Annotated in this window: 23 protein-coding genes; 21 read left to right on the forward strand and 2 right to left on the reverse strand. The window is 44.6% G+C overall.

The window, feature by feature from the left end:
- The 14 genes from nrfC to R7M72_RS04225 all read left to right on the forward strand — a co-directional run bounded on the left by nrfC (position 1) and on the right by R7M72_RS04225 (position 13,889).
- Positions 1-687, forward strand: a complete 687-nt coding sequence (gene nrfC, locus R7M72_RS04160; RefSeq protein ID WP_005376833.1) for a cytochrome c nitrite reductase Fe-S protein — start codon at positions 1-3, stop codon at positions 685-687.
- Positions 684-1,655 (forward strand): cytochrome c nitrite reductase subunit NrfD, encoded by a 972-nt coding sequence (gene nrfD, locus R7M72_RS04165; RefSeq protein ID WP_005376835.1) that lies wholly within the window; start codon positions 684-686, stop codon positions 1,653-1,655. The genes nrfC and nrfD overlap by 4 nt, the downstream gene beginning before the upstream one ends.
- Before the next feature lie 9 nt (positions 1,656-1,664).
- The gene (locus R7M72_RS04170; RefSeq protein WP_318056045.1) at positions 1,665-3,572 is read left to right on the forward strand and encodes a heme lyase NrfEFG subunit NrfE; all 1,908 of its coding nucleotides are present in this window, start codon (positions 1,665-1,667) and stop codon (positions 3,570-3,572) included.
- Positions 3,550-4,083, forward strand: a complete 534-nt coding sequence (locus R7M72_RS04175) for a DsbE family thiol:disulfide interchange protein (protein WP_009706895.1) — start codon at positions 3,550-3,552, stop codon at positions 4,081-4,083. Before R7M72_RS04170 ends, R7M72_RS04175 begins: the two co-directional genes overlap by 23 nt.
- Positions 4,070-4,480 carry a heme lyase NrfEFG subunit NrfF gene (gene nrfF / locus R7M72_RS04180; RefSeq protein WP_033905650.1) on the forward strand — a complete coding sequence of 137 codons (411 nt, stop codon included), beginning with the start codon at positions 4,070-4,072 and terminating at the stop codon, positions 4,478-4,480. Before R7M72_RS04175 ends, nrfF begins: the two co-directional genes overlap by 14 nt.
- Positions 4,481-4,625: 145 nt before the next feature.
- Positions 4,626-4,802, forward strand: coding sequence for a hypothetical protein (locus tag R7M72_RS04185; protein ID WP_020480909.1), 177 nt, complete (start codon positions 4,626-4,628; stop codon positions 4,800-4,802).
- Positions 4,803-5,073: 271 nt separating this feature from the next.
- Positions 5,074-5,670 carry a GTP cyclohydrolase II gene (locus tag R7M72_RS04190; RefSeq protein ID WP_025767283.1) on the forward strand — a complete coding sequence of 199 codons (597 nt, stop codon included), beginning with the start codon at positions 5,074-5,076 and terminating at the stop codon, positions 5,668-5,670.
- A gap of 174 nt (positions 5,671-5,844) precedes the next feature.
- A complete protein-coding gene (locus R7M72_RS04195) occupies positions 5,845-7,107 on the forward strand; it encodes an imelysin family protein (RefSeq protein WP_199266795.1) in 1,263 nt (420 codons plus the stop codon).
- A 92-nt stretch (positions 7,108-7,199) separates the two neighbouring features.
- Complete coding sequence (locus R7M72_RS04200) at positions 7,200-8,582, forward strand: di-heme oxidoredictase family protein (protein ID WP_054577694.1); 1,383 nt, start codon at positions 7,200-7,202, stop codon at positions 8,580-8,582.
- A gap of 10 nt (positions 8,583-8,592) precedes the next feature.
- Positions 8,593-9,630 (forward strand): imelysin family protein, encoded by a 1,038-nt coding sequence (locus R7M72_RS04205; protein WP_025767286.1) that lies wholly within the window; start codon positions 8,593-8,595, stop codon positions 9,628-9,630.
- Complete coding sequence (locus tag R7M72_RS04210) at positions 9,611-10,693, forward strand: DUF1513 domain-containing protein (RefSeq protein WP_318056046.1); 1,083 nt, start codon at positions 9,611-9,613, stop codon at positions 10,691-10,693. The genes R7M72_RS04205 and R7M72_RS04210 overlap by 20 nt, the downstream gene beginning before the upstream one ends.
- A 153-nt stretch (positions 10,694-10,846) precedes the next feature.
- Entirely contained in the window at positions 10,847-12,388 is a 1,542-nt protein-coding gene (locus tag R7M72_RS04215) for a murein L,D-transpeptidase (RefSeq protein WP_005376852.1), read from the forward strand.
- A gap of 166 nt (positions 12,389-12,554) precedes the next feature.
- Positions 12,555-13,103 (forward strand): DUF882 domain-containing protein, encoded by a 549-nt coding sequence (locus R7M72_RS04220; RefSeq protein WP_031778936.1) that lies wholly within the window; start codon positions 12,555-12,557, stop codon positions 13,101-13,103.
- A gap of 129 nt (positions 13,104-13,232) precedes the next feature.
- A complete protein-coding gene (locus R7M72_RS04225) occupies positions 13,233-13,889 on the forward strand; it encodes an MBL fold metallo-hydrolase (RefSeq protein ID WP_318056047.1) in 657 nt (218 codons plus the stop codon).
- An 18-nt stretch (positions 13,890-13,907) separates the two neighbouring features.
- On the opposite strand, the gene R7M72_RS04230 is transcribed toward R7M72_RS04225, so the two are convergent.
- Positions 13,908-14,573: a DUF2982 domain-containing protein gene (locus R7M72_RS04230; RefSeq protein ID WP_005386825.1), complete on the reverse strand. Its 666-nt coding sequence runs from the start codon at positions 14,571-14,573 to the stop codon at positions 13,908-13,910.
- Between the two features lie 273 nt (positions 14,574-14,846).
- On the opposite strand from R7M72_RS04230, the gene R7M72_RS04235 reads away from it, so the two are divergent.
- The 6 genes from R7M72_RS04235 to R7M72_RS04260 all read left to right on the forward strand — a co-directional run bounded on the left by R7M72_RS04235 (position 14,847) and on the right by R7M72_RS04260 (position 20,849).
- Complete coding sequence (locus R7M72_RS04235; RefSeq protein ID WP_005376863.1) at positions 14,847-15,251, forward strand: hypothetical protein; 405 nt, start codon at positions 14,847-14,849, stop codon at positions 15,249-15,251.
- A gap of 414 nt (positions 15,252-15,665) precedes the next feature.
- Positions 15,666-16,757 (forward strand): TRAP transporter substrate-binding protein, encoded by a 1,092-nt coding sequence (locus R7M72_RS04240; protein ID WP_017636112.1) that lies wholly within the window; start codon positions 15,666-15,668, stop codon positions 16,755-16,757.
- A gap of 115 nt (positions 16,758-16,872) precedes the next feature.
- Positions 16,873-17,412, forward strand: a complete 540-nt coding sequence (locus tag R7M72_RS04245) for a TRAP transporter small permease subunit (protein ID WP_005376869.1) — start codon at positions 16,873-16,875, stop codon at positions 17,410-17,412.
- Between the two features lie 12 nt (positions 17,413-17,424).
- Positions 17,425-18,711, forward strand: a complete 1,287-nt coding sequence (locus R7M72_RS04250) for a TRAP transporter large permease subunit (protein ID WP_318056048.1) — start codon at positions 17,425-17,427, stop codon at positions 18,709-18,711.
- Positions 18,712-18,862: 151 nt separating this feature from the next.
- A complete protein-coding gene (locus tag R7M72_RS04255) occupies positions 18,863-20,218 on the forward strand; it encodes a cache domain-containing protein (RefSeq protein ID WP_005386831.1) in 1,356 nt (451 codons plus the stop codon).
- Positions 20,211-20,849, forward strand: a complete 639-nt coding sequence (locus R7M72_RS04260; protein ID WP_005376875.1) for a response regulator — start codon at positions 20,211-20,213, stop codon at positions 20,847-20,849. Before R7M72_RS04255 ends, R7M72_RS04260 begins: the two co-directional genes overlap by 8 nt.
- A gap of 40 nt (positions 20,850-20,889) precedes the next feature.
- On the opposite strand, the gene R7M72_RS04265 is transcribed toward R7M72_RS04260, so the two are convergent.
- Positions 20,890-21,366, reverse strand: a complete 477-nt coding sequence (locus R7M72_RS04265) for a MarR family winged helix-turn-helix transcriptional regulator (protein ID WP_005376877.1) — start codon at positions 21,364-21,366, stop codon at positions 20,890-20,892.
- 387 nt (positions 21,367-21,753) lie between these two features.
- Between R7M72_RS04265 and R7M72_RS04270 the strand changes: the two genes are divergently transcribed.
- Positions 21,754-23,325, forward strand: coding sequence for a BCCT family transporter (locus R7M72_RS04270; protein ID WP_318056049.1), 1,572 nt, complete (start codon positions 21,754-21,756; stop codon positions 23,323-23,325).
- The last annotated feature ends 188 nt before the right edge of the window (positions 23,326-23,513 follow it).

The following is a 23,513-nucleotide window of genomic DNA, read 5'->3' on the forward strand; positions in this document are numbered from 1 at the left end:
ATGAAATGTTCGAGAAGAAACTTTTTAGCCGGCAGCGGCGCGTTGATTTTAACTACAGGCGTTGCAGGCACTTCCGTTGTTAGCTCCTCTCTTTATACCAGCAACCGTGAACAAGCGAAACGCATGGGTATGGTTCATGATGAAAATGCCTGCATTGGCTGTACCGCTTGTACCGATGCTTGTCGCGAAGTAAATAAAGTCCCTGAAGGCGTAACGCGACTTAAAATTCATCGCAGTGAACCGATTGGCGAGTTCCCAGATGTGAAATACCAGTTTACTCGTGAATCCTGTCAGCACTGTGATAACCCACCATGTGTATACGTTTGTCCAACAGGCGCTGCATACAAAGATGAAGCGACCGGCATCGTGGATGTACACAAAGAGAAATGTGTCGGATGTGGTTATTGCCTTGCTGCTTGCCCTTACCAAGTGCGCTTCTTTAATCCAGTCGATCACTCTGCGGATAAATGTAACTTCTGCCGTGATACCAACCTAGCGCAAGGTAAGCAGCCAGCTTGCGTGGAATCTTGCCCAACAAAAGCACTCATCTTTGGTGATTTAAATGACCCAACTAGCGAGGTGAGCAAAGCTATCGAAAGCCATGTTGTCTATCGCGATAAATCGCATTTAGGTACGCAACCTAAACTGTACAAAATTCCGCATAGCAAAGGGGAGGTGTCATCATGAACGGCTTCGAAAGTGCATTCCACTTTGACTCGTTAGTCTGGGATTGGATCATCGCGATTTACTTATTCTTTGCTGGGATGTCAGCGGGTGCGGTGATTATTTCTATCTATTTAAAACGCAAAGTGATTGAAGGTGATCCCGCAAACAACGGCATCATGAAAGCGATGGCTTGGCTCGCACCATTTGGCATCATTGCTGGGTTGGTAATTTTGATTTTCCATTTAACCAAGCCTTTAGAGTTTTGGAAGATCATGATCTACTACAACCCAACGTCTGTGATGTCGATGGGCGTGATCTTGTTCCAAGTGTACATGCTAGTGCTGTTTGTTTGGATTGGCGTTATCTTCCGCCATCAAATCATCAGCTTCTGTGAAGGGAAGTTACCAAGCAAACTGCTGGATTTTGCCGATGGCATTTTGATTAAGGCGGGGAAAGCCAACAACGCAATTGAATTATTCTTGGGCTTCTTAGCCATCGTACTTGCAGCGTACACTGGCTTTCTATTGTCTGCGTTGAAGACTTACCCAATGCTAAACAATCCAGTACTGCCAATCTTGTTCCTGTTCTCTAGTTTGTCCTCGGGTGCAGCAGCATGCTTGATGTTCGGTATCTTGGTATTTAAAGAGTCGACCAGCAGCCCAAGTGTGTCTTGGGTACACGGATTTGAACGCCCAGTAGTATTGTTTGAGCTGTTTGTCTTAGTGACCTTCTTTACCGGACTGATCTTCAGCGGTGGTCAGAACGAAGTCGCGGCTTGGAATGCTATTTCGAGTGGATTCTGGGCTCAATGGTTCTGGGTTGGCGTAGTGTTCATCGGCATGATAACGCCTTTGACTCTCAATTGGTTAACGCCTTCAGAAGTGCGCCACAGAGGCAGTTACGTTTTTGTGGTCACGACGTTGAGCTTGGTTGGCGTACTTATGCTGCGTACTTTCATTCTATATGCCGGTCAAATGACCATAGTGTAAGGGGGATAAATGGAAGCTGAGCTAGGGTTCTTCTTACTGATATTGGTGGCTGTAACATCGACTTGTGCATCGTTGCTGCATTGGCTACGTCGTGCTATGAGTAAGAAGGCGACATTGCCGCATCAAGTCGCGATGTCCCACATCATTAGCTTAGCTTCCTTCATTTGTTTAGCACTTCTGATCGTCTGCTTCGTGCAAGACAACTTCGCGTTGGAATATGTTGTTACGCATTCCAACAGTCAACTTCCCGTAGCATTCAAGATTGCTGCCGCTTGGGGCGGGCACCAAGGCTCCATGTTGTTTTGGGTCGTCACCTTGAGTTTATGGGCGTCGTTTATTGCATTTAAGTCACCGCTCAACGCCCAATATACTTGTGACTGTTTTGGAATCATGAACCTTCTTATTGCGACATTTGCTTGGTTCACGTTAATGACCTCTAACCCGTTCGAGTATGCCCAAGTATTGGCGTCGGAAGGACGAGATCTAAACCCAATGTTGCAAGATGTTGGGCTTATCATTCATCCACCATTGCTTTATCTCGGTTATGTCGGTTACGCAGCAATATTAGCTTTTGCATTAGCAGCGCTATTGGGTAAACAACCGATGAGCGATTGGTATGTGGTTGCTCGAAGCGCAGCGTTTTTTGCATGGGGAACGCTCACGTTGGGTATCTTGGTGGGATCATGGTGGGCGTACAATGAGCTAGGGTGGGGCGGCTGGTGGTTTTGGGACCCTGTGGAGAACGCTTCTCTACTCCCTTGGCTTACTGGTACTGCTTTGTTGCACAGCGGTGTTGTCGCAACACGTAACAGAGGCGCAATTTGGAGCACCTATGCACTGGCGTTTGCTACGTTCAGCCTAAGCATTTTAGGGACATTTGTGGTGCGCTCTGGCGTGCTGACTTCAGTGCACGCTTTTGCGGTGGACCCAACTAAAGGTTTGGTGCTGATTGGTGTATTGAGCTTGCTTGTCATTATCACTTTTGGCGTACTGATTTTGCGAGGAGAACAACTCCCTCGCTTCAAACTTCAATCTCTAGCGAGCCGAGCTTACACTGCTTATATCGCCAAAGGGCTGCTGGTTATTGCGACTGCCATCGTTTTTCTTGGCACTTTTTATCCGATGGTTTATCAACTGCTCGGTTTAGGAAACATTTCAGTTGGCGCACCTTATTTTAATAGTCTGATCTTCCCATTAAGCATACTGGCTCTGATTGCCTTAGCTTTCATGCCGCTGCTGAAATGGACAAAAGGCACAGTGCCGAGTGTAAGCGCTGATATTGCGATCAGTATTGCGTTATCTCTTGTCTCTGGGATCGGGTTTATCTTCTTAGTGCACGCACTGCATTTCGAAGTATTGCTAACCATAATATTGGCTACTTGGGTGATTGTGGCGCATCTCGTTATGCTGTTTCGTTGTTCCAATAAGCGCAAACTCATGCCAATCGTGATGGCACATATCGGTTTTGCGCTGGCGGTGAGTGGAGCTGTATTCAACAGTCACTACTCATATGAACACAATTTACGTGTCGAATCCGGCAGTTCTCAGCAAAGGGCGGGGATCACTATCGATTATCATGGTATCGAATGGCTGGTGGGGCCAAACTACACTGCGGAACAAGGACAGATCACCTTACACTTGGAAGATGGCCGCATGCTCAATTTCAACCCGCAAAAGCGTCATTACCCTGTGCGAGTGATGAATATGACCGAGCCTGCGATTCGTTCACTATGGCATGGCGATTATTACGTGACATTGGGTGATAAAGTCGACACTCATGCTTATGCGATTAAAGTTCAGTACCGCGCAGTTATTTGGTGGATATGGTCTGGCGGGCTACTAGCTGTGTTTGGTGCGCTATTAACAGGCCTAAAGAAAAGGAGAGAGGCTATCAATGCGATCGAGAAATACGCTTAAACTCGCTGGTCTCGTTGTGGCTGTTGCCGTGTTTGCAGTAGTAACTGCGGTGGCTTTGTCTGAGCGACCGCATGTTGAATTGTCCCCACAACGAAATTTAGAGACACCTAATTTTCGCTCTACTTCTCTGATCTCTGATGACATGGTTTCTGAGCAGTTGTTCAAAAGCGACGGATATAAATTATTGAATGTTTGGGCATCTTGGTGCGGAGTATGCAAACGAGAGCATGAAGAATTATTGCAGTTAGCAGAACTCGGTGTGCCTATTATTGGGCTGAATTATAGAGATCAAAAACAAGCCGCTCGTGAATATTTGAGCTCTAAACGAAACCCATATATTGAAGTAATAAGTGACCCTAATGGAAAGCTCGCTGTGGAGCTAGGCGTTATAGGAACACCAGAAACTTACTTGATTGATCAAAATGGTCGTATATTGATCAAATATCGTGGAGAGTTAACGGCAGATAAATGGAACGATATATTTTCAGGATATTTGAATGTTTCGATTTAATAATCTTCTCCTCACATTAATCCTATTTACACTATTTTCCCCTTTCACGAGAAGTGCGGATTTAGAGCAGAATGTTGATCTGTTTGAGTTTCATTCTGTTGAAGTGCAACAGCGCGCAACCTCGTTAGCCAAGACATTACGCTGCCCGCAGTGTCAAAACCAAAACCTTGTCGAGTCTAATGCACAAGCGGCTAAAGACCTGAGGTTGAAAGTGTATACGATGGCCAATGAAGGCAGCTCAGATCAAGAAATAAAGGACTATCTAGTTGCTCGTTATGGGAATATTGTTCTGTATCAACCACCATTAAATTATTCCACGGCGCTGTTGTGGATCTTTCCTGTGCTATTTTTGATCTTTTTTGTCTTATATTCGATCCGAATGGTGAAGCGTAATTAATGTGACCGTTATTCCACTATTAAAAATAAATTGTGCACTTAACAAGCAGAATGTTATCATTTTTCCGAATTTATGAAGTTTCCAGTATAAAGAAAATAAAAATTTTGAGCTGGATAAGTAATAAAGAACGACATAGGTGCACGCAGTGGATTCAGTTATATTACAACTTAAAAAAGACTTCTATTCGCAGATTCGTGCATTGCAATCACCGAACCTGCCTCAAGTTACTTCAACGCTCGCCGTGTTGACCGACGAGGAAATCCAAGAACTCGAAGCAGTTTGGATTGAACTCGCCGTTTGGAAGCGCAGTCAGACCCATTAAAAGATAGACCAAACGACCTTCTTGAAACCCCAGACAAAATTTGTCTGGGGTTTTTTATTGTAGTTTTTTTAAATTGTTATAATATAACAATTGTTCAGTTGGAGAGTGGTTCTCTTTTGCTGTCTTGAGTGGATAACTGCCCTCAATTGTGATCTCTATATTGCAAAATGCGGTATCAGTCCCCATAGTTGAAGAGCAACGAGTAAATCCCATGAATGCAATAACGAAAACGCATCAAGCGCATCAAGCAATAAATCGAGTGAGTATAGATATGGCGGAAGTACGTGCCAGAGTAGATTTTAAAGTCGGGGCAAAAAGTAACATTGATGCCGAAATTCTGTCTTTCCATGGTCTGAAGACAGACAAAGAGCATGTTGCTATTATCTTTAAACAAGCGGACCAAACTCAGGACATGCCTTTAGTTCGTATGCACTCTGAGTGTTTGACAGGCGATGTGTTCCACTCTTCACGCTGTGACTGTGGTGAGCAACTAGAAGAGACGATCAATCGCATGGGCGAGTCCGGTGGTATCATCTTGTATCTCCGTCAGGAAGGTCGTGGTATTGGTTTGTACAATAAGATCGATGCATACCGCTTACAAAGCCAGGGCATGAACACGTACGAAGCTAACAACCATTTGGGCTTTGATGATGACCTGCGTGATTTCACAGAAGCAGCACAAATGCTAGAAGCTTTAGGCGTGAATAAGATCCGCCTTGTGACGAACAACCCTAAGAAAATCCGTGAGTTATCTGAGTACGGAATTGAAATTGGCGAGGTTGTCAATACCTCTGCACATATCAAAGATGGCAACGAAAATTATCTGAAGGCAAAAGTCTCTCACGGAAAACATGACCTAAAGGTTTAATCCTAAAGATAAAACTGACAATAAAGTCTGTGAAAAACCTCATTTTTATGAGGTTTTTTTGTATCTGGAGTTGCAAATAAATTGTAAATTTGTATTATCTCGAGACTAAAGTGCAAATAAGAATAATTAGCACTACCAATACGATAATTGAAAAGCTCAACAAGGATGCTTCAGATGAATGCAAAAAAAGTTTTAGTCCAATCTATTGCTGCATCACTCCTCATTGCCAGTGGTTCTACCGTTGCTGCCACAGTAACTAAACAACAAGTAGTCGAACATTACGCAGACGTTGCCCATGCTGTGTTTGCTGATTCAGTAACAACAGCGAAGGCGCTTGACGTAAAAATCGACGAATTTCTAAAATCACCATCAGCGAAAAAGCTTGAAGAAGTAAAACAAGCTTGGCTAGATTCTCGCGTGCCTTACCAACAGTCTGAAGTTTTCCGTTTTGGTAACGCGATTGTTGATGATTGGGAAGGTCAGCTGAACGCATGGCCACTTGATGAAGGTCTGATTGACTACGTAGCAGCGGACTACCAATACGAATTGGGTAACGAAGGTGCGGCTGCCAACATCATCGCGAACACTAGCCTACAGATCGGTGCTTCTAAACTGGACGTTTCAAAAATCACCCCAGAATTGCTAGCGGATCTAAACGAAGTAGGCGGTTCTGAGGCAAACGTTGCATCAGGTTACCACGCGATTGAATTCTTGCTTTGGGGTCAAGACCTAAACGGCACTAACGCGGGTGCAGGTCAACGTGCTTACACTGATTTCGTTGTGGGTTCTGAGTGTACGAATGGCCATTGTGAGCGTCGTGGAGAGTACCTAAAAGCAGCCGCTGATCTACTGGTTCAAGACCTTGAGTGGATGGAAAAGCAGTGGTCTGCTGAAGTAAAAGGTAACTACCGTGAAGAGCTACTGAACGACTCAGCGGACAATGGTCTACGTAAGATGCTATTCGGCATGGGTTCTCTTTCTCTAGGTGAGCTAGCGGGTGAGCGCATGAAAGTGGCACTAGAAGCGAACTCAACTGAAGACGAGCACGATTGTTTCTCAGACAACACGCATAATTCTCACTACTACAACGAGCAAGGCATCTACAACGTTTACACAGGTACATACAAAGGTGTAAACGGCAAAGAGCTATCTGGTCCAAGTATTGCTGATCTTGTTGCTCAAAAAGATAAGAAAGCCGCGACCGACATTCAAAAGCAGTTTGATACAACACTTAGCCAAGTTGGTGAGCTAGTGACTTCTGCAGAGAAGAATAACCAGCATTTTGACCAACTTATTGCGGCGGGTAACGCACAAGGCAACGCGCTGGTAAACGACACCATCATGTCGTTGGTAGCGCAAACTGGTGCGATTGAGCGAGCGGCAAACATTGTCGGCATCGACAGCCTAAGCCCTGATACTGCTGACCACGAGTTTTAATAAGAAAACCATAATAAATAAGGGCTCTTTGTGAGCCCTTTTGCCGTTTGAGCTCGTTGTTATCACCCTTGTTGTCTATGTAGAGCAATGATATGAAGCCATACCTAATTTCTGCGCTAGCCGCGATCCTTTCTTCTTCTGCCATGGCTTACGATGTTAAGTCTGGTGGCAAAACCAGTGTTAAAAAAGATGGCGCGAATGCCTATTCTCTTCCTGCTGCCAACCTGCCGATGAGCAAACGCCTAGATTTTAGTGTGGGTAACAGCTTTTTCCGCAACCCTTGGGTACAAGCGCCAGCGTCAACAGACGCTCGTGATGGCCTAGGTCCGCTTTTTAACACCAATGGTTGTCAGAACTGTCACATCAAAGACGGTCGTGGTCATCCGCCAGAGAAAGATGATTTACATGCCGTGTCTATGTTAGTGCGCTTAAGCATTCCTGCGATGACGCCAGAACAAAAGAAAGCCTACATCAAAGACGGTGGCATACCTGAGCCGACTTATGGTGGTCAGCTTCAAGATTTCGCCCTGCAGGATCAAACGCCAGAAGGCAAAATCGAAATCACTTACACCGATGTCCCAGTGAAATTTAAAGACGGTACGACGGTGACGCTAAGAAAACCTCATTTGAACATTACCGATCTGGGTTACGGCGATATGCACCCTGATACCGAGTTCTCAGCACGCGTGGCACCGCCAATGATCGGCCTTGGTTTGTTAGAGAGTATTCCCGACGAAACGCTACTTGCTTGGGTTGATGAACAAGATGCCGACAAAGACGGTATCTCAGGCAAAGTCAATAAGGTGTGGGATATTGAGAAGGACGACTTCTCGATTGGTCGTTTTGGCTGGAAAGCAGGACAACCGACGCTAATGCAGCAAAATGCAGCAGCATTTAATGGTGATGTGGGTCTTACGAGCCATTTATTCCCAAATGAAAACTGTACCTCGAAACAAAGCATTTGTGACGACATGCCAAATGGCGGCAAACCAGAAGTGAGTGAAAATATTCTCGACTTCGTAGAGTTTTACAGCCAGCACTTAGCTGTACCTATTCGCCGTAATGTCAATGACCCTAACGTGAAACTTGGTCAGCAAATCTTTGCTGCGTCTGGCTGTGAAAGCTGCCACAAGACCAGTGTTAAAACGGCGAAACGACCAGAGTTACCAGCGCTTTCTGAGCAGCTTATCCACCCATACACCGACATGCTTTTGCATGACATGGGTGAAGGCTTAGCCGATAACCGTCCGGAATATCAAGCAAACGGCCGCGAGTGGCGAACAGCACCGCTATGGGGCATTGGTTATACCGAAGAAGTAAACGGACACACTTACTTTCTACATGATGGCCGCGCTCGTAACCTGATGGAAGCGGTGTTGTGGCACGGCGGCGAAGCTGAAACGGCGAAACAAAACGTCTTAGCACTGAACAAAAAAGAACGTGACGCATTGATTGCGTTTCTGAATTCTCTATAAGGAAGCAACCATGAAAAAAACACTATTAGTGAGTGCGATTGCCGCAACGTTAAGTTTGGTTGGTTGCCAATCGACCATCGGTTCGAGCTCTGCCAAGCCTGAGAGTACAAGTCATATTTCTCAAAGCGTGTACGAGGTCGAGTTTCAATCAGCTCAGACGTTTTTAGCGCAAACCACAGAACTTGAACAGCGCTTCGCGGATTACTGCGCATCAGAGTCGAAAGATGATGCACAAGTAAAACAGCAGTGGCATCAAACTATGCTTGCGTGGATGGCATTACAAGGTCAAGAACGTGGCCCTGCTACGGCATTGGAGCAAAGCTGGAATGTTCAGTTTTGGCCAGATAAAAAGAACACTACTGGTCGTAAAATGTCTATATTGACGAAATCTGACCAAGCTTGGAGTGCAGAAGATATCTCCACCCAAAGTGTCACCGTGCAAGGTTTAGGGGCTCTGGAATGGCTGCTTTACGATAAAGCGTCGACCTTATCTAGCAACAGCAATACTTGTGTGACAGGCGTAGCGATTGCAGAAAACCTCGATAACAAAGCGCAGATCATCGCGGATTCTTGGGCAGAGAACCCTTGGACATCGCTAGAGATGACGGAATGGGAGTCTGAGTACATTTCACTGCTCTCGAATCAGCTTGAATACAGCATGAAGAAGTTGAGCCGACCGCTAGCGAAGATTGGTAAGCCTCGCCCGTATTTCTCAGAATCGTGGCGTTCAGAGACCTCGCTTTCAAACTTAAAAGCCAACCTTCAAGGGATGGAAGCGTTGTACTTTGCTAACGGGAATGGTCTAGATGCGCTACTTAGAGAGCAAGGCCATGCAGATCTCGCAGACCGTGTCGTTCATCAGTTTGAAATGGCGTTAGAAACTTGGCCAGAGGATAAGAGCTTGTTTGCTGCACTACAAACAAAAGAAGGCTATCGCATGGTGCTCGCTCAATACAACAAGCTAGAGCAATTGAAGTACCTGATTCACGAAGAAGTGGCGATCGAGCTTGGCGTAGTTATAGGATTTAATGCAACCGATGGTGACTGATCAAACCCGCCGAACTTTGCTGAAAGCCGCTCTATTCGGGGCGGCTACACCTATGATGCCATTTGGTTGTTCTTCAACAAGCTCACGTGAGCCTGCGTTGATCGGCTGCTCTATCATTGGCCGAGATAAATATGCAGCGGTGGTGGCGGATGAGCATGGTATGCCGCTATCTTCATTGCCGATTCCTGAACGTGGTCATGGTGTAGCAACGAACCAACAAGGCCACGCCGTAGTCTTTGGTCGACGACCTGGTACTTTCTTCATGGTATTTGATTTTCGCTCAGGGCAGATGATCAAACTGCAACTAGCAAAGTCAAATTGTCATTTCTATGGGCATGGCGTTTACTCCCATGACGGCACATTACTATTTGCCACAGAAGGTGAGAGGGGGACAAGCCGTGGGATCATTGGTGTTTATGATGTACAGAAGCAATATCAAAAGGTCGATGAGTTAACGGGTTTTGGTCTTGGTCCTCATGAAGTGATCATGATGCCTGATGGTGTATTGGCGATTGGCGTCGGTGGCGTACACACTAACGGTCGTGAACCTCTCAATCTTGATAGCATGAAACCCAGCCTGAGTTACCTTTCACAGAAGGGTGAGCTACTGGATCAAGTGTCTTTACCGGATCATAAGTTGAGTATTCGCCATTTAGCTCATGATGGTGCGGAAACCGTGCTTTGTGGTCAGCAATATCGTGGTGAGCCGGACGAGTATCCAGCCTTGATCGCCATGCACACGCGTGGTGGTGAAATGCAAGATCTTCAAGCTGAGCCTGAAGAGTGGGCGCGTTTCAATCACTACGTTGCGAGTATTGCAGCAACCGATGAATGGATCTTAGCCACTTCGCCTCCGGGCAGTTGCTATGGTATATGGTCTAAATCTACGGGCAAATTGGTCGAGCTAAGTGCGTTACCAGATGCCTCCGGTGTTGTGGTCTATGGCGATGAGTTCCGAGTCAGCTCTGGGGCGGGAAAAGTGGTAGAGCAAAGGCCTGAAGAGTCAAAAAGTACCTTCGCAAGCGGAGTGCAATGGGACAACCATTGGTCGAGAATTATCTAGAAAGATCATTGAGTAATTACTTATAGAGAGTTTTGTTGTCGTTTTCGGCATCAGATTCTTAATTTTAAACCTGCAAGCTGTGAGATATTTGCCATACTTTTTATTATGGCAAGTAGCGCAAGGATCATTTCAGTGTTTGCTAGGGTTTTAATCATGACGGCACTTCTGGTGCCGTTTTGCAGCTTTTCCACCGTCGTTTCTCTCGAAGCTTCAGCGCAAGTCGAGCAAGAGGGAGCGGTACAAAAGCTGTCTGTAGAAAAAATGATCCATTATCCAGAGGTGATTGATCAACTGTATCAAAGCACCAATTACCGTTTGAACTGGGAAAATGAAAGTGATATTGAGCAGTTTCTTTTTCAAGTAAACCTGGTTGCACTTGCGGATGTCACCGATGAATTCGAAAATCAACTTCACCGGATAAACCAAGTAAGGTGGCAGGGAGATAATCTCGACTTCGATTTAGTGATGACAGATTCACTCTTGATGTACCTTAGTTATCTTGAGCAACTCCCCGAAGAAGGGATTAATTGGCTATTTACAGACAAAGCCCATGTTACGTTACCCGCTCCTAGCATCGATACTTTATCGGTTCTGAGTAATGAGATTACGGTTGGCAAACTTGGTCAGTTTTTGGCAAGTCTCCGGTCTCCATTACAAACAGATGATGCTTTCTACTCCGCCTATTCTTCGCTATCGGAACATTCTCAGTACCAATATCCTGCCTATCAACAAACTGGGCTAGCACGTGTTGGCGATATATTAGAAAACAGACCCCTATTGATTGAGCGAATGGAGATCGTAGGCGTAGATGTTTCTTACTTGGATTTAGTCACTGAAGAATATGACGAACAATTAGAGCTTGCGATAAAAGAGTTCCAGCGTATTCATGGTTTGAAAGAAGATGGCGTTATCGGCCCGAATACCATTCGATGGATCAACTTTTCTCCTCAAGAGCGATTGCATCTGCTGGCGTTGAATTCTGAGCGTTCAAGAATTTGGTCGAAAGAAAGGGATAATGTTGTCTTTGTTAACGTGCCTGGATACGAAGTCACGTATTGGCATGATGGTCAACCCTTGTTTGAGTCTAAAGTTGTGGTAGGGAGAGCATCAAGAAAAACGCCCATCATGTCGGTAGCACTGGATTCAGTTATTCTCAACCCAACTTGGAACGTGCCTTGGACTATCATGGTTAAAGACATTATTCCTAAAGTAAAACGTAATCCGATGTATTTGATTAACCATAACATTCAAATCATTCGGTCTTGGACTTCGAACGAAATTATTGACCCTACAACCATCAATTGGGCAACGGTGAATCCGAGAACATTTCCTTATCGTATGCGACAGGCGTCGGGCTTACAAAATGCACTGGGATTGTACAAGTTCAATATGCCTAACCCACAAGCTATTTATTTGCATGACACGCCAAGTAAGAACTTGTTTGAACAGGACAGACGCGCATTCAGCTCAGGATGTGTTCGTGTAGAACATGCAGACCAGTTAGCAGAACTTCTGTTCAAAACTCAGGGGTTGGAAGAACGTTTAGCGAAAAAGCGAGAAAGTTCTCGTCGGTCTAACACGTCAGTTCCTTTGGGAGAGCGCATTCAAGTACACATCATTTATCAAACAGCATGGTTGGAAGAGGGAACGCTTTACTACCGTGATGATATCTATAAGTACGATCACCGCAGTTGAAATCTTTAAGGAAAATTTACAAAACGAAGAATTCTCTTTTCGTTCAATAATTAAGCAATAATTACTGCATCTGAAAATCAAGATGGAGCGTTTTATGCATTTGACGTGACAAATGTGTTTGGTTAATGTCCACGACTTGTCTAGTTGTTGAGCACTGTATTTTGAAATGGTAAGTCGTAACTTTTCCCGCCGAGATTTCCTTAAAATGACCGCTGGTGGTGTGGTGTTGGCGTCTGCCCTGCCATCATTTTCTTGGGCTTCACTCCCTGACGAGCCACGTGCGCTGGCGATGAACAATCTTAATACTGGAGAGATCCTCGAAACATGCTATTTCGATGGAAAACGATACATTAATGATGAACTTCAAAGGCTGAATGAGTTTTGTCGAGACCATCGACGGAATGAGGTTCATCCGATGGATCGACGCTTGTTCGATCAAATAAGCCAAATTCAAAAGTTAATTGGTACAGAAGCAGAGGTGATCGTCATTTCAGGTTACCGTTCTCCTGCCACTAACGCCTCGCTGCGCAACGGGTCTTCTCGTGTAGCGAAAAAGAGCATGCACATGGAAGGAAAGGCCATTGATTTTCGTTTAGACGGCGTGAAGCTTTCAACGGTTCGTGATGCTGCATTAAGCCTAAAAGCCGGTGGCGTGGGTTATTATCCAGGTAGTAACTTTGTTCATATCGATACGGGAGCTGTTCGTTCCTGGTAGTGCTAGTTGAGACAAGGTTTCTAGTCTCAGAACGTCGTCGATTACCCACAGTTCAAAGCTTGAAGTCGCTAGGCCTTAGTGTCATAGTTGCGGCAGTTTTCATGCAAATTTATTCGGTATAGGTTATCTATGGCTCTGAAATACCAAGTTGTTCCAGTAACATCTTTCTCTCAAAACTGTTCTATTGTCTGGTGTGACGAAACCATGAAAGGTATTGTGGTTGACCCAGGCGGCGATGAAAAGCAGCTCGCTATGCTTATCGAAGAGCTGGGTGTTGACGTGGTAAACCTAGTGCTAACACACGGTCACTTGGACCACGTAGGTGGCACGGAACCGCTGTCTGCACTGCTTGGCGGTACAGAGATTGTTGGTCCTCACAAGGCAGATAACTTCTGGTTGCAAGGTTTGGAAGGTCAGAGCCAAATGTTTGGTTTCCCGCTGACAGAAGCGTTTGAACCGCACCAATGGCTAAATGAAGGTGACACTGTCACTTTTGGTAATCAAGTGCTGAACGTATTCCACACACCTGGTCATACACCTGGTCACGTTGTGCTTTACAGTGAAGAAGCGCGTTTAGCGTTTGTGGGTGACGTTTTGTTTAACGGTAGCATTGGTCGAACTGACTTCCCACAAGGTGATTTCAATACGTTGATTAGTTCTATCAAAGAGAAATTGTGGCCTTTAGGCAATGATGTCACGTTTGTCCCTGGTCACGGCCCTCAATCGACTTTCGGTCATGAGCGTAAAACTAACCCGTTCGTTGCTGACGAGATGCCGCTTTACTAAAAGTGCGTGTACTAAGCATTATTCTGGCTCGGCGGCAGCTAAGTATCGCCGAGTCAGTCCCACAAAATCCTCAGCCTCACGATCTAGATCACTTGCTGATATAAATAGATCGTAGCCATAAAAGCCTCTCTGATACTTCATCCGGTTGGCGAGCATCGCTAACAAACCTTTGTACTCAATCCCATCTCTGTTTATATACGGTTTAGGGTCAAGCACTATATCCTCAAACTTATCTTCACACTGATTTTGTTTCGCGCCTAAGTAAAGCAGTGCTCGCTGGCTGAGGAGAATTTCTGTCGCTATACGAGGGCAGATTGAATTTAAGTAGGGCGAGTAGTGTTTTAGACGAATACCGATCCAAGGTAGCGGTTGGTGCCACCCTTCCTGTTGGTAGCTACAAATACCGATTGACTCAATATTTCGCCATCGGACGACCCAACCTCCTTTAAAAAGGTGTTGCTGAAAGTGAGAAGCTGTCAGCGTAAAAGTGACTTGGCTTTTCTTAATCATCAAGATGGCGAAACCAACGATTGCAGACATCAAAATGACCGACAACATGGCTTGCTTCCATCCCGGAGAAATGGCAACCAAAAACAAAGTGATGAGTGCAACAAGCAACAAAAGTATTCTGTTGATAGGGGAGTCGGGTTTGAAATGTGAATTTGTTAGGTGCAGCGTTTCCATGCTTATAACCTCATCGAATACTTGTCCAAAAATAAGTGGGTAGCTTTATGTGCATTGATTTGCATTTAAAATAAAACAAACCTCTGTTTTTATACCCAGTATTCAATAAATCCGTTCATAAAATATCTGATTAAATAGTAGACGTTCTATGCTTTGAGCGCATTTTTCATCGCGTTTCGCCGCTAAAACCTACAAATTGCTTGTGAATTTTGGTATAAAACGCGCTTCAAATTTTCATCCCTGCTGAGATGCAGTGAACTGGAGAAATATTCAATGAGACTTGCTCATAAGCGTAAAGTGCAGATGAAACTGCAAAAACGCATTAAAGCGACAGTAGCAAACTTAGCTGCAGCACCTAAAGCAGTGAAGCCTGTTGCGGAAAAAGCAGTAGCACCTTCTGTTGCTGAAAAAGCTGTTGCGGAGAAAGTAGTAGCTGATAAAAAAGTAGCTGCAGTGAAAACAGTTGATGTTGCCCTTACTCCTAAGCAACAACAAGTATTAGACATCGTTATGGCGAATGCTGAAGGTATTAACCCTAAAGGCATCGGTCTAGCTGCAGGTCAAGAAGATACTAAAGCGGCATCATGGGCTACTGGCGCACTAAAGAAGCTTCTTGAAGAAAACCTAGTTCAAAAAGAGCAGTTAGCAGGTAACAAAGTTATCTACAAAGCAGTTTAATTACCGCTACCGTTCTAGATTGAATACCTCGGCCGATGCCGAGGTATTTTTTTATCTTGGTATTGGAAATAATGCATTAAGTACTGACTTTAACACTGCCAATAAGTGGTTTGTCACATTTTCTTAAATACTATGTAAATTTTTTGGCAGAAAAATACGTACGTATTGTCTTTTATTTTTATTCATAGATAAAAATATAATTTATTGATTTTGCTATTAACAGTCTTTTGTCATGACGGTTGTCCTACGTACTTGTACGTAATACCTTAGGCTAATGCCTTATTGATGAATTACTCGCTTCCGTGTTCATGCCCATTTCGCATTAGACAACATTGTTACATCTTTTATACCGAATACAGCCAATCCTAATGAAATGGATGACAACAATAACCTTGGTGATAAAGGACGTGAACGATGAGTCTAATCCAAAAATCTTTAAAACGAGTGCTCAAAACAACCGCTGTCGCTGCCGCGATGGCACTCGCAGCGACTTCTGTAAACGCTGCTGAAAAAGTCTATCGTTTAAAGCTTGCTGAAACTTGGGGGCCTAATTTCCCAATTTTTGGTGATACCACAAAAAACATGGCCAAAATGGCGGAAGAGATGTCCAACGGACGTTTGCAAATCCGCATTGATTCCGCAAACAAGCATAAAGCGCCTTTTGGGGTGTTTGATATGGTTAAGTCGGGTCAGTATGACATGGGGCACTCAGCGTCTTATTACTGGAAGGGTAAGGTTCCAAACACACTTTACTTCACTTCTATGCCCTTCGGTATGTTGCCAACTGAGCAGTATGCATGGTTTTACTACGGCGGTGGTATGGAGCTGATGGAAAAAGTGTACTCTCCACATAACTTGATGTCTTTCCCTGGCGGTAATACCGATACTCAGATGGGCGGGTGGTTCCAAAAAGAGATCAAGTCCGTCGAGGACTTACAGGGTTTGAAAATGCGTATCCCAGGGTTTGCTGGTGAGATTTTGGCTGAGTTAGGTGCCAAGCCAACGAATATCGCCCCTGGTGAGCTATATACTTCTCTAGAGCGTCGCACAATTGATGCCTTGGAATGGGTTGGTCCATCGCTGGATCTACGTATGGGCTTCCACAAAATCGCGCCTTACTACTACACAGGTTGGCATGAGCCAGCGACTGAGCTTCAGTTCCTCGTTAACAAGCGTACCTGGAATCGTCTACCTGATGACCTAAAAGCGATTTTGCAAGTAGCCATGAAAACGGCCGCTTACGATATGTACACGCAATCGAAACACGAAAGTGGCAAAAACTGGGCATCTATTAAGTCTGAATACCCAAATGTTGAAGTAAAAGATTTCCCACCTGAAGTAGTAGCTGCGTTGCGAGAAGCAAACGATCGTTTGTTGAAAGAACATGCAGAAAAAGATGCTTTGGCGAAAGAGATTCAAGAGTCGCAAGCGAACTATATGAATCAAGTTCGACCATGGTCAGATATTTCGCACCGAGCGTACTTAAACAGTCAAGCTCAACAATAACGTTATGAAGCAGGCGATGCCGAGAGGTTTAGCCTGCTATCGAAGCCCAAGAAAACTTCATAATGAATGCTCCGCACCATAGCGGAGCGCATCTAAACGTTCCACGGAGTTCGGAATGAGAAGTCTTATTTATATTGAGCGATTATTTAACCGCTTTAGCGATTTTCTCGGATGGTTATCCAGCATCCTGTTTATTTTGTTGTTAGCAAACGTTGTGTACGACGTTGTCATGCGTTACGTGTTTAATGATGTGTCTATCGCATTCCAAGAAATGGAATGGCATCTATTCTCTGCCGTGTTCTTGCTTGGTGTGCCTTACGCAATTAAGTCCGGTGGCCATGTTCGCGTCGACATTTTTTATGAACGCTTATCTTACAAAGCACAATCCATCATCGACATCATAGGCACACTATTTTTCTTATTCCCTTTTTGCCTACTGGTAGCTTGGTTTGGTATTGATTTCGCCAAGGAAAGTTACGCGTTAGGCGAGACGTCTGGTGACCCAGGTGGCTTACCATATCGTTGGATTATCAAAGCGATGATTCCGCTGTCATTTTTCTTTATGGCGGTGAGTGGTATTGGATTGTTACTTCATTCAATCAACAAAATTGTCAACCCTCATCTCATCTATGCCGGTAATAACGGTAAGTCGTAAAAGGAAGTCATTATGATCGGTATAGTGATGTTTTTTGTTGCGCTCTTTGCGCTTCTATTGGGATTTCCCGTTGCCTTTACTTTTGGTGGTATCGCGCTGATTTTTGGTGTTTGGGCTGAAGGCATCGAGATGTTTGCTTTTATGCCATATCGAATTCAGTCCATTATGGAAAATACGGTGCTAATGGCCGTACCGCTGTTCGTTTTTATGGGGCTAGTGCTACAGAAAACGAAGCTTGCTGAACAGCTACTAGAATCAATGGGGCGTTTGTTCGGTGGCGTTCGCGGTGGTATCGCTATTTCTACCGTGTTAGTTGGCGCATTGCTTGCAGCTTCAACGGGTGTGGTAGGCGCATCAGTTGTTGCGATGGGCTTAATATCTCTTCCTGTGATGCTCAAGTACAATTACGACAAAGGTTTAGCGTGTGGGACTATTTGTGCGTCTGGCACGTTGGGCCAAATTATCCCACCTTCTATCGTGTTGATCTTGTTGGGTGATGTACTTGGCGTACCGGTAGGGGACCTATTTCAAGCTGCGATCTGGCCCGGTATTACACTTGTTGGCGCCTATGTGATCTACATTCTCATCTACGCGAAGTTGAACCCTCAAGCCGCACAGGCGATAGAGCGCGATGAGTCGATCAGTCGTAAACAAGAAGTGCTCACCGCACTGAAAGCTGTATTGCCACCTTTAGCATTGATCATCGTGGTATTGGGCTCCATCTTTGCAGGGATTGCAACACCAACAGAGTCAGCGGCACTGGGTGGTGCAGGTGCGATTATTTTATCGCTATTGTATAAGCAGTTTAGTTGGTCGATGATTTATGATGCATCAAAAGAGACAGTTAAAGTAACCGCAATGGTCTTTGCGATCTTACTTGGTGCGACCGCCTTCTCAATGGCATTTACCTACACTGGTGGTGATTATTTAGTTGAAGAGTGGATGTTAGAACTGCCGGGTGAAAAGTGGGGATTCCTTATTATTACCATGGTGGTGATTCTGATTTTAGGTTTCTTTATCGACTTCGTTGAAATCTGTTTTATCATCGTGCCAATTATTGCGCCAGTCGCTGAATTGATGGGCATTAATATGACGTGGTTTGCGATTCTTATTGCGATGAACTTGCAGACGTCGTTCCTCACACCGCCATTTGGCTTTAGTTTGTTTTATCTAAAAGGTGTCGCTCCAGCAGGGGTTACTACGCGTGATATCTACAAAGGTGTGATGCCATTCATCGCGATTCAGATTGTTGTGTTGGCGTCTTTGCTGTTTTTCCCAGCTTTTTACGGTATGAGTTAATCACTCGATAATAAAGAGATTTTGTGAACTGAGAGTTTTTACCTTTTGAGACAAGTTGTTAAGCTGTTAATTATGTCTATGCAGACACAATCGATTAGTTTGTACTGCTAAGATAGTAAGCTGTAAAGGCAGCGTTTCATGGAGGGAAGGGATGCCTCTCAAAGCAAAGTTAATTCTGCTGACACTGATACCCGTGGTATTGGTGTCAGCGAGTATCAGCTGGATCTCTATCTATCAAACCAAGACCCTTGGCAAAAGGGAGGTAGAGATCTTTCATCAAAACCTGATCCAATCAAAAGAAGCGGCGCTGAAAGATACGGTCGACGTCGCTTTTGACTCCATTTCTTACATCTACAACGATCCGACTTTAGAAGAGAGTGTTGCCAAAACGCGTGTGAAAGCGATTTTAAATCGTTTGAGTTATGGGTCGGACGGCTATTTTTTTGCTTATGATAAATATGGTACCAACCTTGTACACCCAGTTCTTCCGGAGCTTGTCGGGGAAAACTTACTCTATCTTGAAGACGAAAATGGCGATCGCTTAATCGAAGCTTTATTGTATCAAGCGCAATCAGGTGGTGGATTTCATCAGTACCTATGGCAAAAGCCATCTACAGGTGAAGTCGTCCCTAAGCTTAGTTACGCTGCATGGCTCGATAAGTGGGAATGGATGATAGGGACTGGGCTGTATATTGAGGATGTCAGCCGAGAAGTCGCCAATATGCGCGCGGCAGTGAACAAAAATATCGAAACGACATTTTTCTCAGTCGTCGTGATCTTAGCGGTGACCGTTGCTGTAATCATTGTTCTCACTTTGGCGATCAATCTGCACGAGCATCGCCTCGCTGATAAGAACCTGAAAGAATTGGCACATAAAACCGTGATGTTCCAAGAAGATGAGAAAAAGCATTTAGCGCGAGAACTGCACGATGGAATCAATCAGTTGTTAGTCTCCAGTAAATGTCATTTAGACTTAATGAGTCATAGACTTGAAGACGAAAAACTCAAATCCCACTTAGATAAATCACAACGATCGCTCGTCACCGCGATAAATGAGGTGCGGCATATTTCTCATCAGCTCCGTCCAAGCGCCCTCGATGATATCGGTTTAGAAGCAGCACTGACGACCTTGCTACAGGACTTTCATTCCCATTCCGGGATTGATATCGAGAGCAATTTCGATACTCAGCAGCACAAACTGACTTCGGAAGTCGCAACGACGCTATATCGCGTCGCTCAGGAGTCTTTGAATAACATTGAAAAACATGCGCGAGCGAAAAAAGTAACGGTTACTTTGCAAAAAATGGGCAATATGCTGCAATTACTCATACGTGATGATGGCGTTGGATTTGTGGTTAACCAAGCAGTGCACCAACAAGGGATTGGGTTAAGGAACATGCAAGAGCGTGTAGAGTTCATCGGTGGTGAATTTGAGCTAATGAGTGAGCTTGGCTTGGGAACAGAGATTACTGTGCTGCTTAATTTGGATGAAATAGTTTATGGATAAACCGATTAGTGTAGTGATTGTCGATGATCATCAAGTGGTATTGGATGGCTTCATGGCTCGTTTGGAGTTAGAGCCTGACATCGAAGTGGTGGGTACAGCAAGCAATGGCTTGGAAGCGATAGAGGTCGCAAAGCACTTGCAACCGGACGTCATATTGATGGATATCAGCATGCCAATAATGAACGGTATTGAAGCGACTGGTGTGATTAAAGAAGCTCGCCCAGAGAGCAAAATACTTATGTTGACCATGCACGATAATCGCGAGTACATCATGAAGGTCATGCAAGCTGGTGCCGTAGGATATATGCTCAAGGAAATCTCGGCCGAGAAAATGGTGCAAGCAATAAAAACGGTTAACCAAGGCTCGACGTATTTCTGTGAATCCGTCACACAAACACTCTTTACCCAAGAAGTGGTGCCTGCCACGCAAAAAACGAATCCTCTCAGCCGCAGGGAAGAAGCGGTACTTAAATTAGTTGCTCAAGGAAACAGCAGCAAGAAAATCGCCACTTTACTCAATATTAGTTATCGAACGGTAGAGACGCATCGCCATAACATTAAGCACAAGTTGGACTTACATTCGACGGCAGAGTTAGCAAAATATGCGTTTGAAACTGGGTTGACTGAGTAGGAGAGTAGTGCCCGCAAAAAGCGAGCACGTGGGAGCGAAACTAATCGGCTTTGGTAATGCTACCAAGCTCTAGCATTGGAGCAACATCGATGTCCTCTGCATTCATCATCGTCGAGATGCGTTGAACGGAAGATAGTAGAAGGGATTGCTCCCATTCTTCCAATTTTTGGAATCGATTAATGAAGTGCTCTTGCAGCGGCGTTGGTGCTTGTTTTAAGGCTTCTTGGCCCTTGCTCGTAAGTACAGCATGCACTTTACGCTTGTCTTGAACACTGCGCTGACGCTCAACAAACTGGCCTCGTTCTAGTCTATCTAGAATGGTCGTTGCGGTCGCTTGGCTCATGTTAGTGTGGCTAGACAACTGTTTAATCGTCACGTTATCTAAGTCATTGATAGCGCGCATCAAAATCAACTGTGGAGCAGTCAATCCAGACTCTTTGCTCAGCTTTTTAGAATGTAAATCAATAGCGCGGATGATCTGACGAATCGAGACCAATACTTCTTCGTACTTTTCCAATTTATTCATCCAGTCTGTAGGGAACATTTATCGAGGCGACACTAACTTAAATGCGCCCTTATTTAAAGGGGGGAAATCAAAAATTACCTCTACAATTTTACGCCGTGTCCTCAATACCATTTTGTCGCGCCTTTTCGACAAAATAAGAAGAGCTAAAATTATTATAGCAATAAATGTTTGTGGTCTAACTATTGTAGTAGTGATTTGTTCTATCAAAGGCCGTAACCACACAGTGAAAAGTAAGTTATTGGATTTTTTAATAGCAAAAAGATAGACAAAAACGTGTCAAATGATAGGATCTTGCGCCTTCACGGAATGCAAAACGTATCGTGTTCGAAAGATTTTTTTGTTTGGTACGTAAAAACACTACAAAAATAGAGAGGAACGATGACAAAGGGTATAGATAAGTACAGTATCGATAGTACCGACTATACGGTAGGTCAGGACAACGTTCAAAAATGGGGTTTTGATGTTCATAACCCAGTTTTTGGTATTAGTGCAGGTTTAATTGCGCTGTTTCTTGTCGCTGCATTAGTTCTAGATGCACATACCGCAAAGACGGCACTTGATGGGCTGAAGTGGAAAATTATTGGTTCATTCGATTGGTTGTTCATTATTGCAGGTAACATTTTCGTTATTTTCTGTTTGGCACTTATCGTCTCACCAATGGGTAAGATTCGACTAGGTGGTAAAGACGCTGTTGCCGATTACTCGTTTATGTCATGGCTTGCAATGCTATTTGCAGCTGGTATGGGTATCGGTTTAATGTTCTGGAGTGTTGCAGAACCTGTCGCTTACTTCACCGGTTGGTATGAAACGCCACTTGGTGTTGAGGCAAATACACCAGAAGCCGCGAGATTGGCACTGGGTGCAACGATGTTCCACTGGGGCCTTCACCCATGGGCAATTTACGGTGTTGTAGCACTTTCTTTAGCATTCTTTGCCTACAACAAAGGTTTACCGCTATCTATGCGTTCGATCTTCTACCCACTTCTGGGTGATCGTGCATGGGGTTGGGCTGGCCACATTGTGGACATTCTGGCTGTGCTTGCGACTTTATTTGGTCTTGCTACATCCCTAGGTCTAGGTGCGCAGCAAGCAGCAAGTGGTATTCATCACGTATTTGGTGTTGAGCCAGGCCTGGGCCTACAAATCGTCGTTATTACCGTGGTGACTTTACTTGCTGTTGTTTCCGTCGTACGCGGCATCGATGGTGGTGTTAAAGTCATTAGTAACATCAACATGGTTGTGGCGTTCTTGCTACTTCTCCTTGTTGGTCTTATCGGTTGGGCGGCGAGCCTAGGTTCGATTCCAACCACACTTATGGCATATGTAGAGAATATCATCCCACTAAGTAACCCGTTTGGTCGTACGGACGAAGCTTGGTTCCAAGGCTGGACAGTGTTCTACTGGGCTTGGTGGATTTCATGGTCGCCATTCGTAGGCATGTTCATCGCGCGTGTTTCTCGTGGCCGTACCGTTCGCGAGTTCATCACAGCAGTTCTGCTGGTTCCAACTGCGGTTACCGTTGTTTGGATGTCTGTATTTGGTGGCCTGGCGATCGAGCAAGTTGTTGATAAAGTAGGTGTGCTGGGCACAAATGGCTTGACTGACGTATCACTTGCTATGTTCCAAATGTTTGATGTTCTTCCATTTGGTAGCATGCTTTCTATCATCGCTGTTGTGTTGGTACTTGTGTTCTTCATTACGTCTTCTGACTCTGGTTCACTTGTTATCGACAGTATCACGGCAGGTGGTAAAGTCGATGCACCTGTACTTCAACGTGTCTTCTGGGCATTCATGGAAGGTGCAATTGCGGTTGCTCTGCTATGGATTGGTGGCTCCGAGGCGGTTCAAGCTCTTCAGGCTGGTGCCATTTCTACAGCACTGCCATTTACCTTCATTCTGCTTGCAATGTGTGTGAGCTTATTGATGGGTATGCGAACTGAGCGTCAGTAATTCGGCATTTTATAAAACCGTTTACTAACAATTAATCAAAAGGCCAGCAATTTGCTGGCTTTTTTTGTGCGGTTTTTATGACGATCGAGACAAAAAAATGACACATGAAAGTTCATATTTTACAAAGAGTTAATGTGCTATTTTGTTTTTTAAAAATTAGTGAATAGTCGTAAAAAAGTGTGTAATAT

This window comes from Vibrio sp. YT-18 (genome assembly GCF_033337345.1).
GTDB lineage: Bacteria > Pseudomonadota > Gammaproteobacteria > Enterobacterales > Vibrionaceae > Vibrio > Vibrio alginolyticus.

Excerpts from the sequence above, each read along its gene's own strand:
- R7M72_RS04255 (WP_005386831.1), top strand. The coding sequence starts at position 18,863 with ATGCCTCTCAAAGCAAAGTTAATTCTGCTGACACTGATACCCGTGGTA.
- R7M72_RS04200 (WP_054577694.1), top strand. The coding sequence starts at position 7,200 with ATGAAGCCATACCTAATTTCTGCGCTAGCCGCGATCCTTTCTTCTTCT.
- R7M72_RS04245 (WP_005376869.1), top strand. The coding sequence starts at position 16,873 with ATGAGAAGTCTTATTTATATTGAGCGATTATTTAACCGCTTTAGCGAT.
- R7M72_RS04215 (WP_005376852.1), top strand. The coding sequence starts at position 10,847 with ATGACGGCACTTCTGGTGCCGTTTTGCAGCTTTTCCACCGTCGTTTCT.
- R7M72_RS04270 (WP_318056049.1), top strand. The coding sequence starts at position 21,754 with ATGACAAAGGGTATAGATAAGTACAGTATCGATAGTACCGACTATACG.
- R7M72_RS04225 (WP_318056047.1), top strand. The coding sequence starts at position 13,233 with ATGGCTCTGAAATACCAAGTTGTTCCAGTAACATCTTTCTCTCAAAAC.
- R7M72_RS04230 (WP_005386825.1), bottom strand. The coding sequence starts at position 14,573 with ATGGAAACGCTGCACCTAACAAATTCACATTTCAAACCCGACTCCCCT.
- nrfD (WP_005376835.1), top strand. The coding sequence starts at position 684 with ATGAACGGCTTCGAAAGTGCATTCCACTTTGACTCGTTAGTCTGGGAT.
- R7M72_RS04210 (WP_318056046.1), top strand. The coding sequence starts at position 9,611 with ATGCAACCGATGGTGACTGATCAAACCCGCCGAACTTTGCTGAAAGCC.
- R7M72_RS04190 (WP_025767283.1), top strand. The coding sequence starts at position 5,074 with ATGGCGGAAGTACGTGCCAGAGTAGATTTTAAAGTCGGGGCAAAAAGT.
- R7M72_RS04205 (WP_025767286.1), top strand. The coding sequence starts at position 8,593 with ATGAAAAAAACACTATTAGTGAGTGCGATTGCCGCAACGTTAAGTTTG.
- R7M72_RS04260 (WP_005376875.1), top strand. The coding sequence starts at position 20,211 with ATGGATAAACCGATTAGTGTAGTGATTGTCGATGATCATCAAGTGGTA.
- nrfF (WP_033905650.1), top strand. The coding sequence starts at position 4,070 with ATGTTTCGATTTAATAATCTTCTCCTCACATTAATCCTATTTACACTA.
- R7M72_RS04250 (WP_318056048.1), top strand. The coding sequence starts at position 17,425 with ATGATCGGTATAGTGATGTTTTTTGTTGCGCTCTTTGCGCTTCTATTG.
- R7M72_RS04235 (WP_005376863.1), top strand. The coding sequence starts at position 14,847 with ATGAGACTTGCTCATAAGCGTAAAGTGCAGATGAAACTGCAAAAACGC.
- nrfC (WP_005376833.1), top strand. The coding sequence starts at position 1 with ATGAAATGTTCGAGAAGAAACTTTTTAGCCGGCAGCGGCGCGTTGATT.
- R7M72_RS04195 (WP_199266795.1), top strand. The coding sequence starts at position 5,845 with ATGAATGCAAAAAAAGTTTTAGTCCAATCTATTGCTGCATCACTCCTC.
- R7M72_RS04175 (WP_009706895.1), top strand. The coding sequence starts at position 3,550 with ATGCGATCGAGAAATACGCTTAAACTCGCTGGTCTCGTTGTGGCTGTT.
- R7M72_RS04170 (WP_318056045.1), top strand. The coding sequence starts at position 1,665 with ATGGAAGCTGAGCTAGGGTTCTTCTTACTGATATTGGTGGCTGTAACA.
- R7M72_RS04240 (WP_017636112.1), top strand. The coding sequence starts at position 15,666 with ATGAGTCTAATCCAAAAATCTTTAAAACGAGTGCTCAAAACAACCGCT.
- R7M72_RS04220 (WP_031778936.1), top strand. The coding sequence starts at position 12,555 with ATGGTAAGTCGTAACTTTTCCCGCCGAGATTTCCTTAAAATGACCGCT.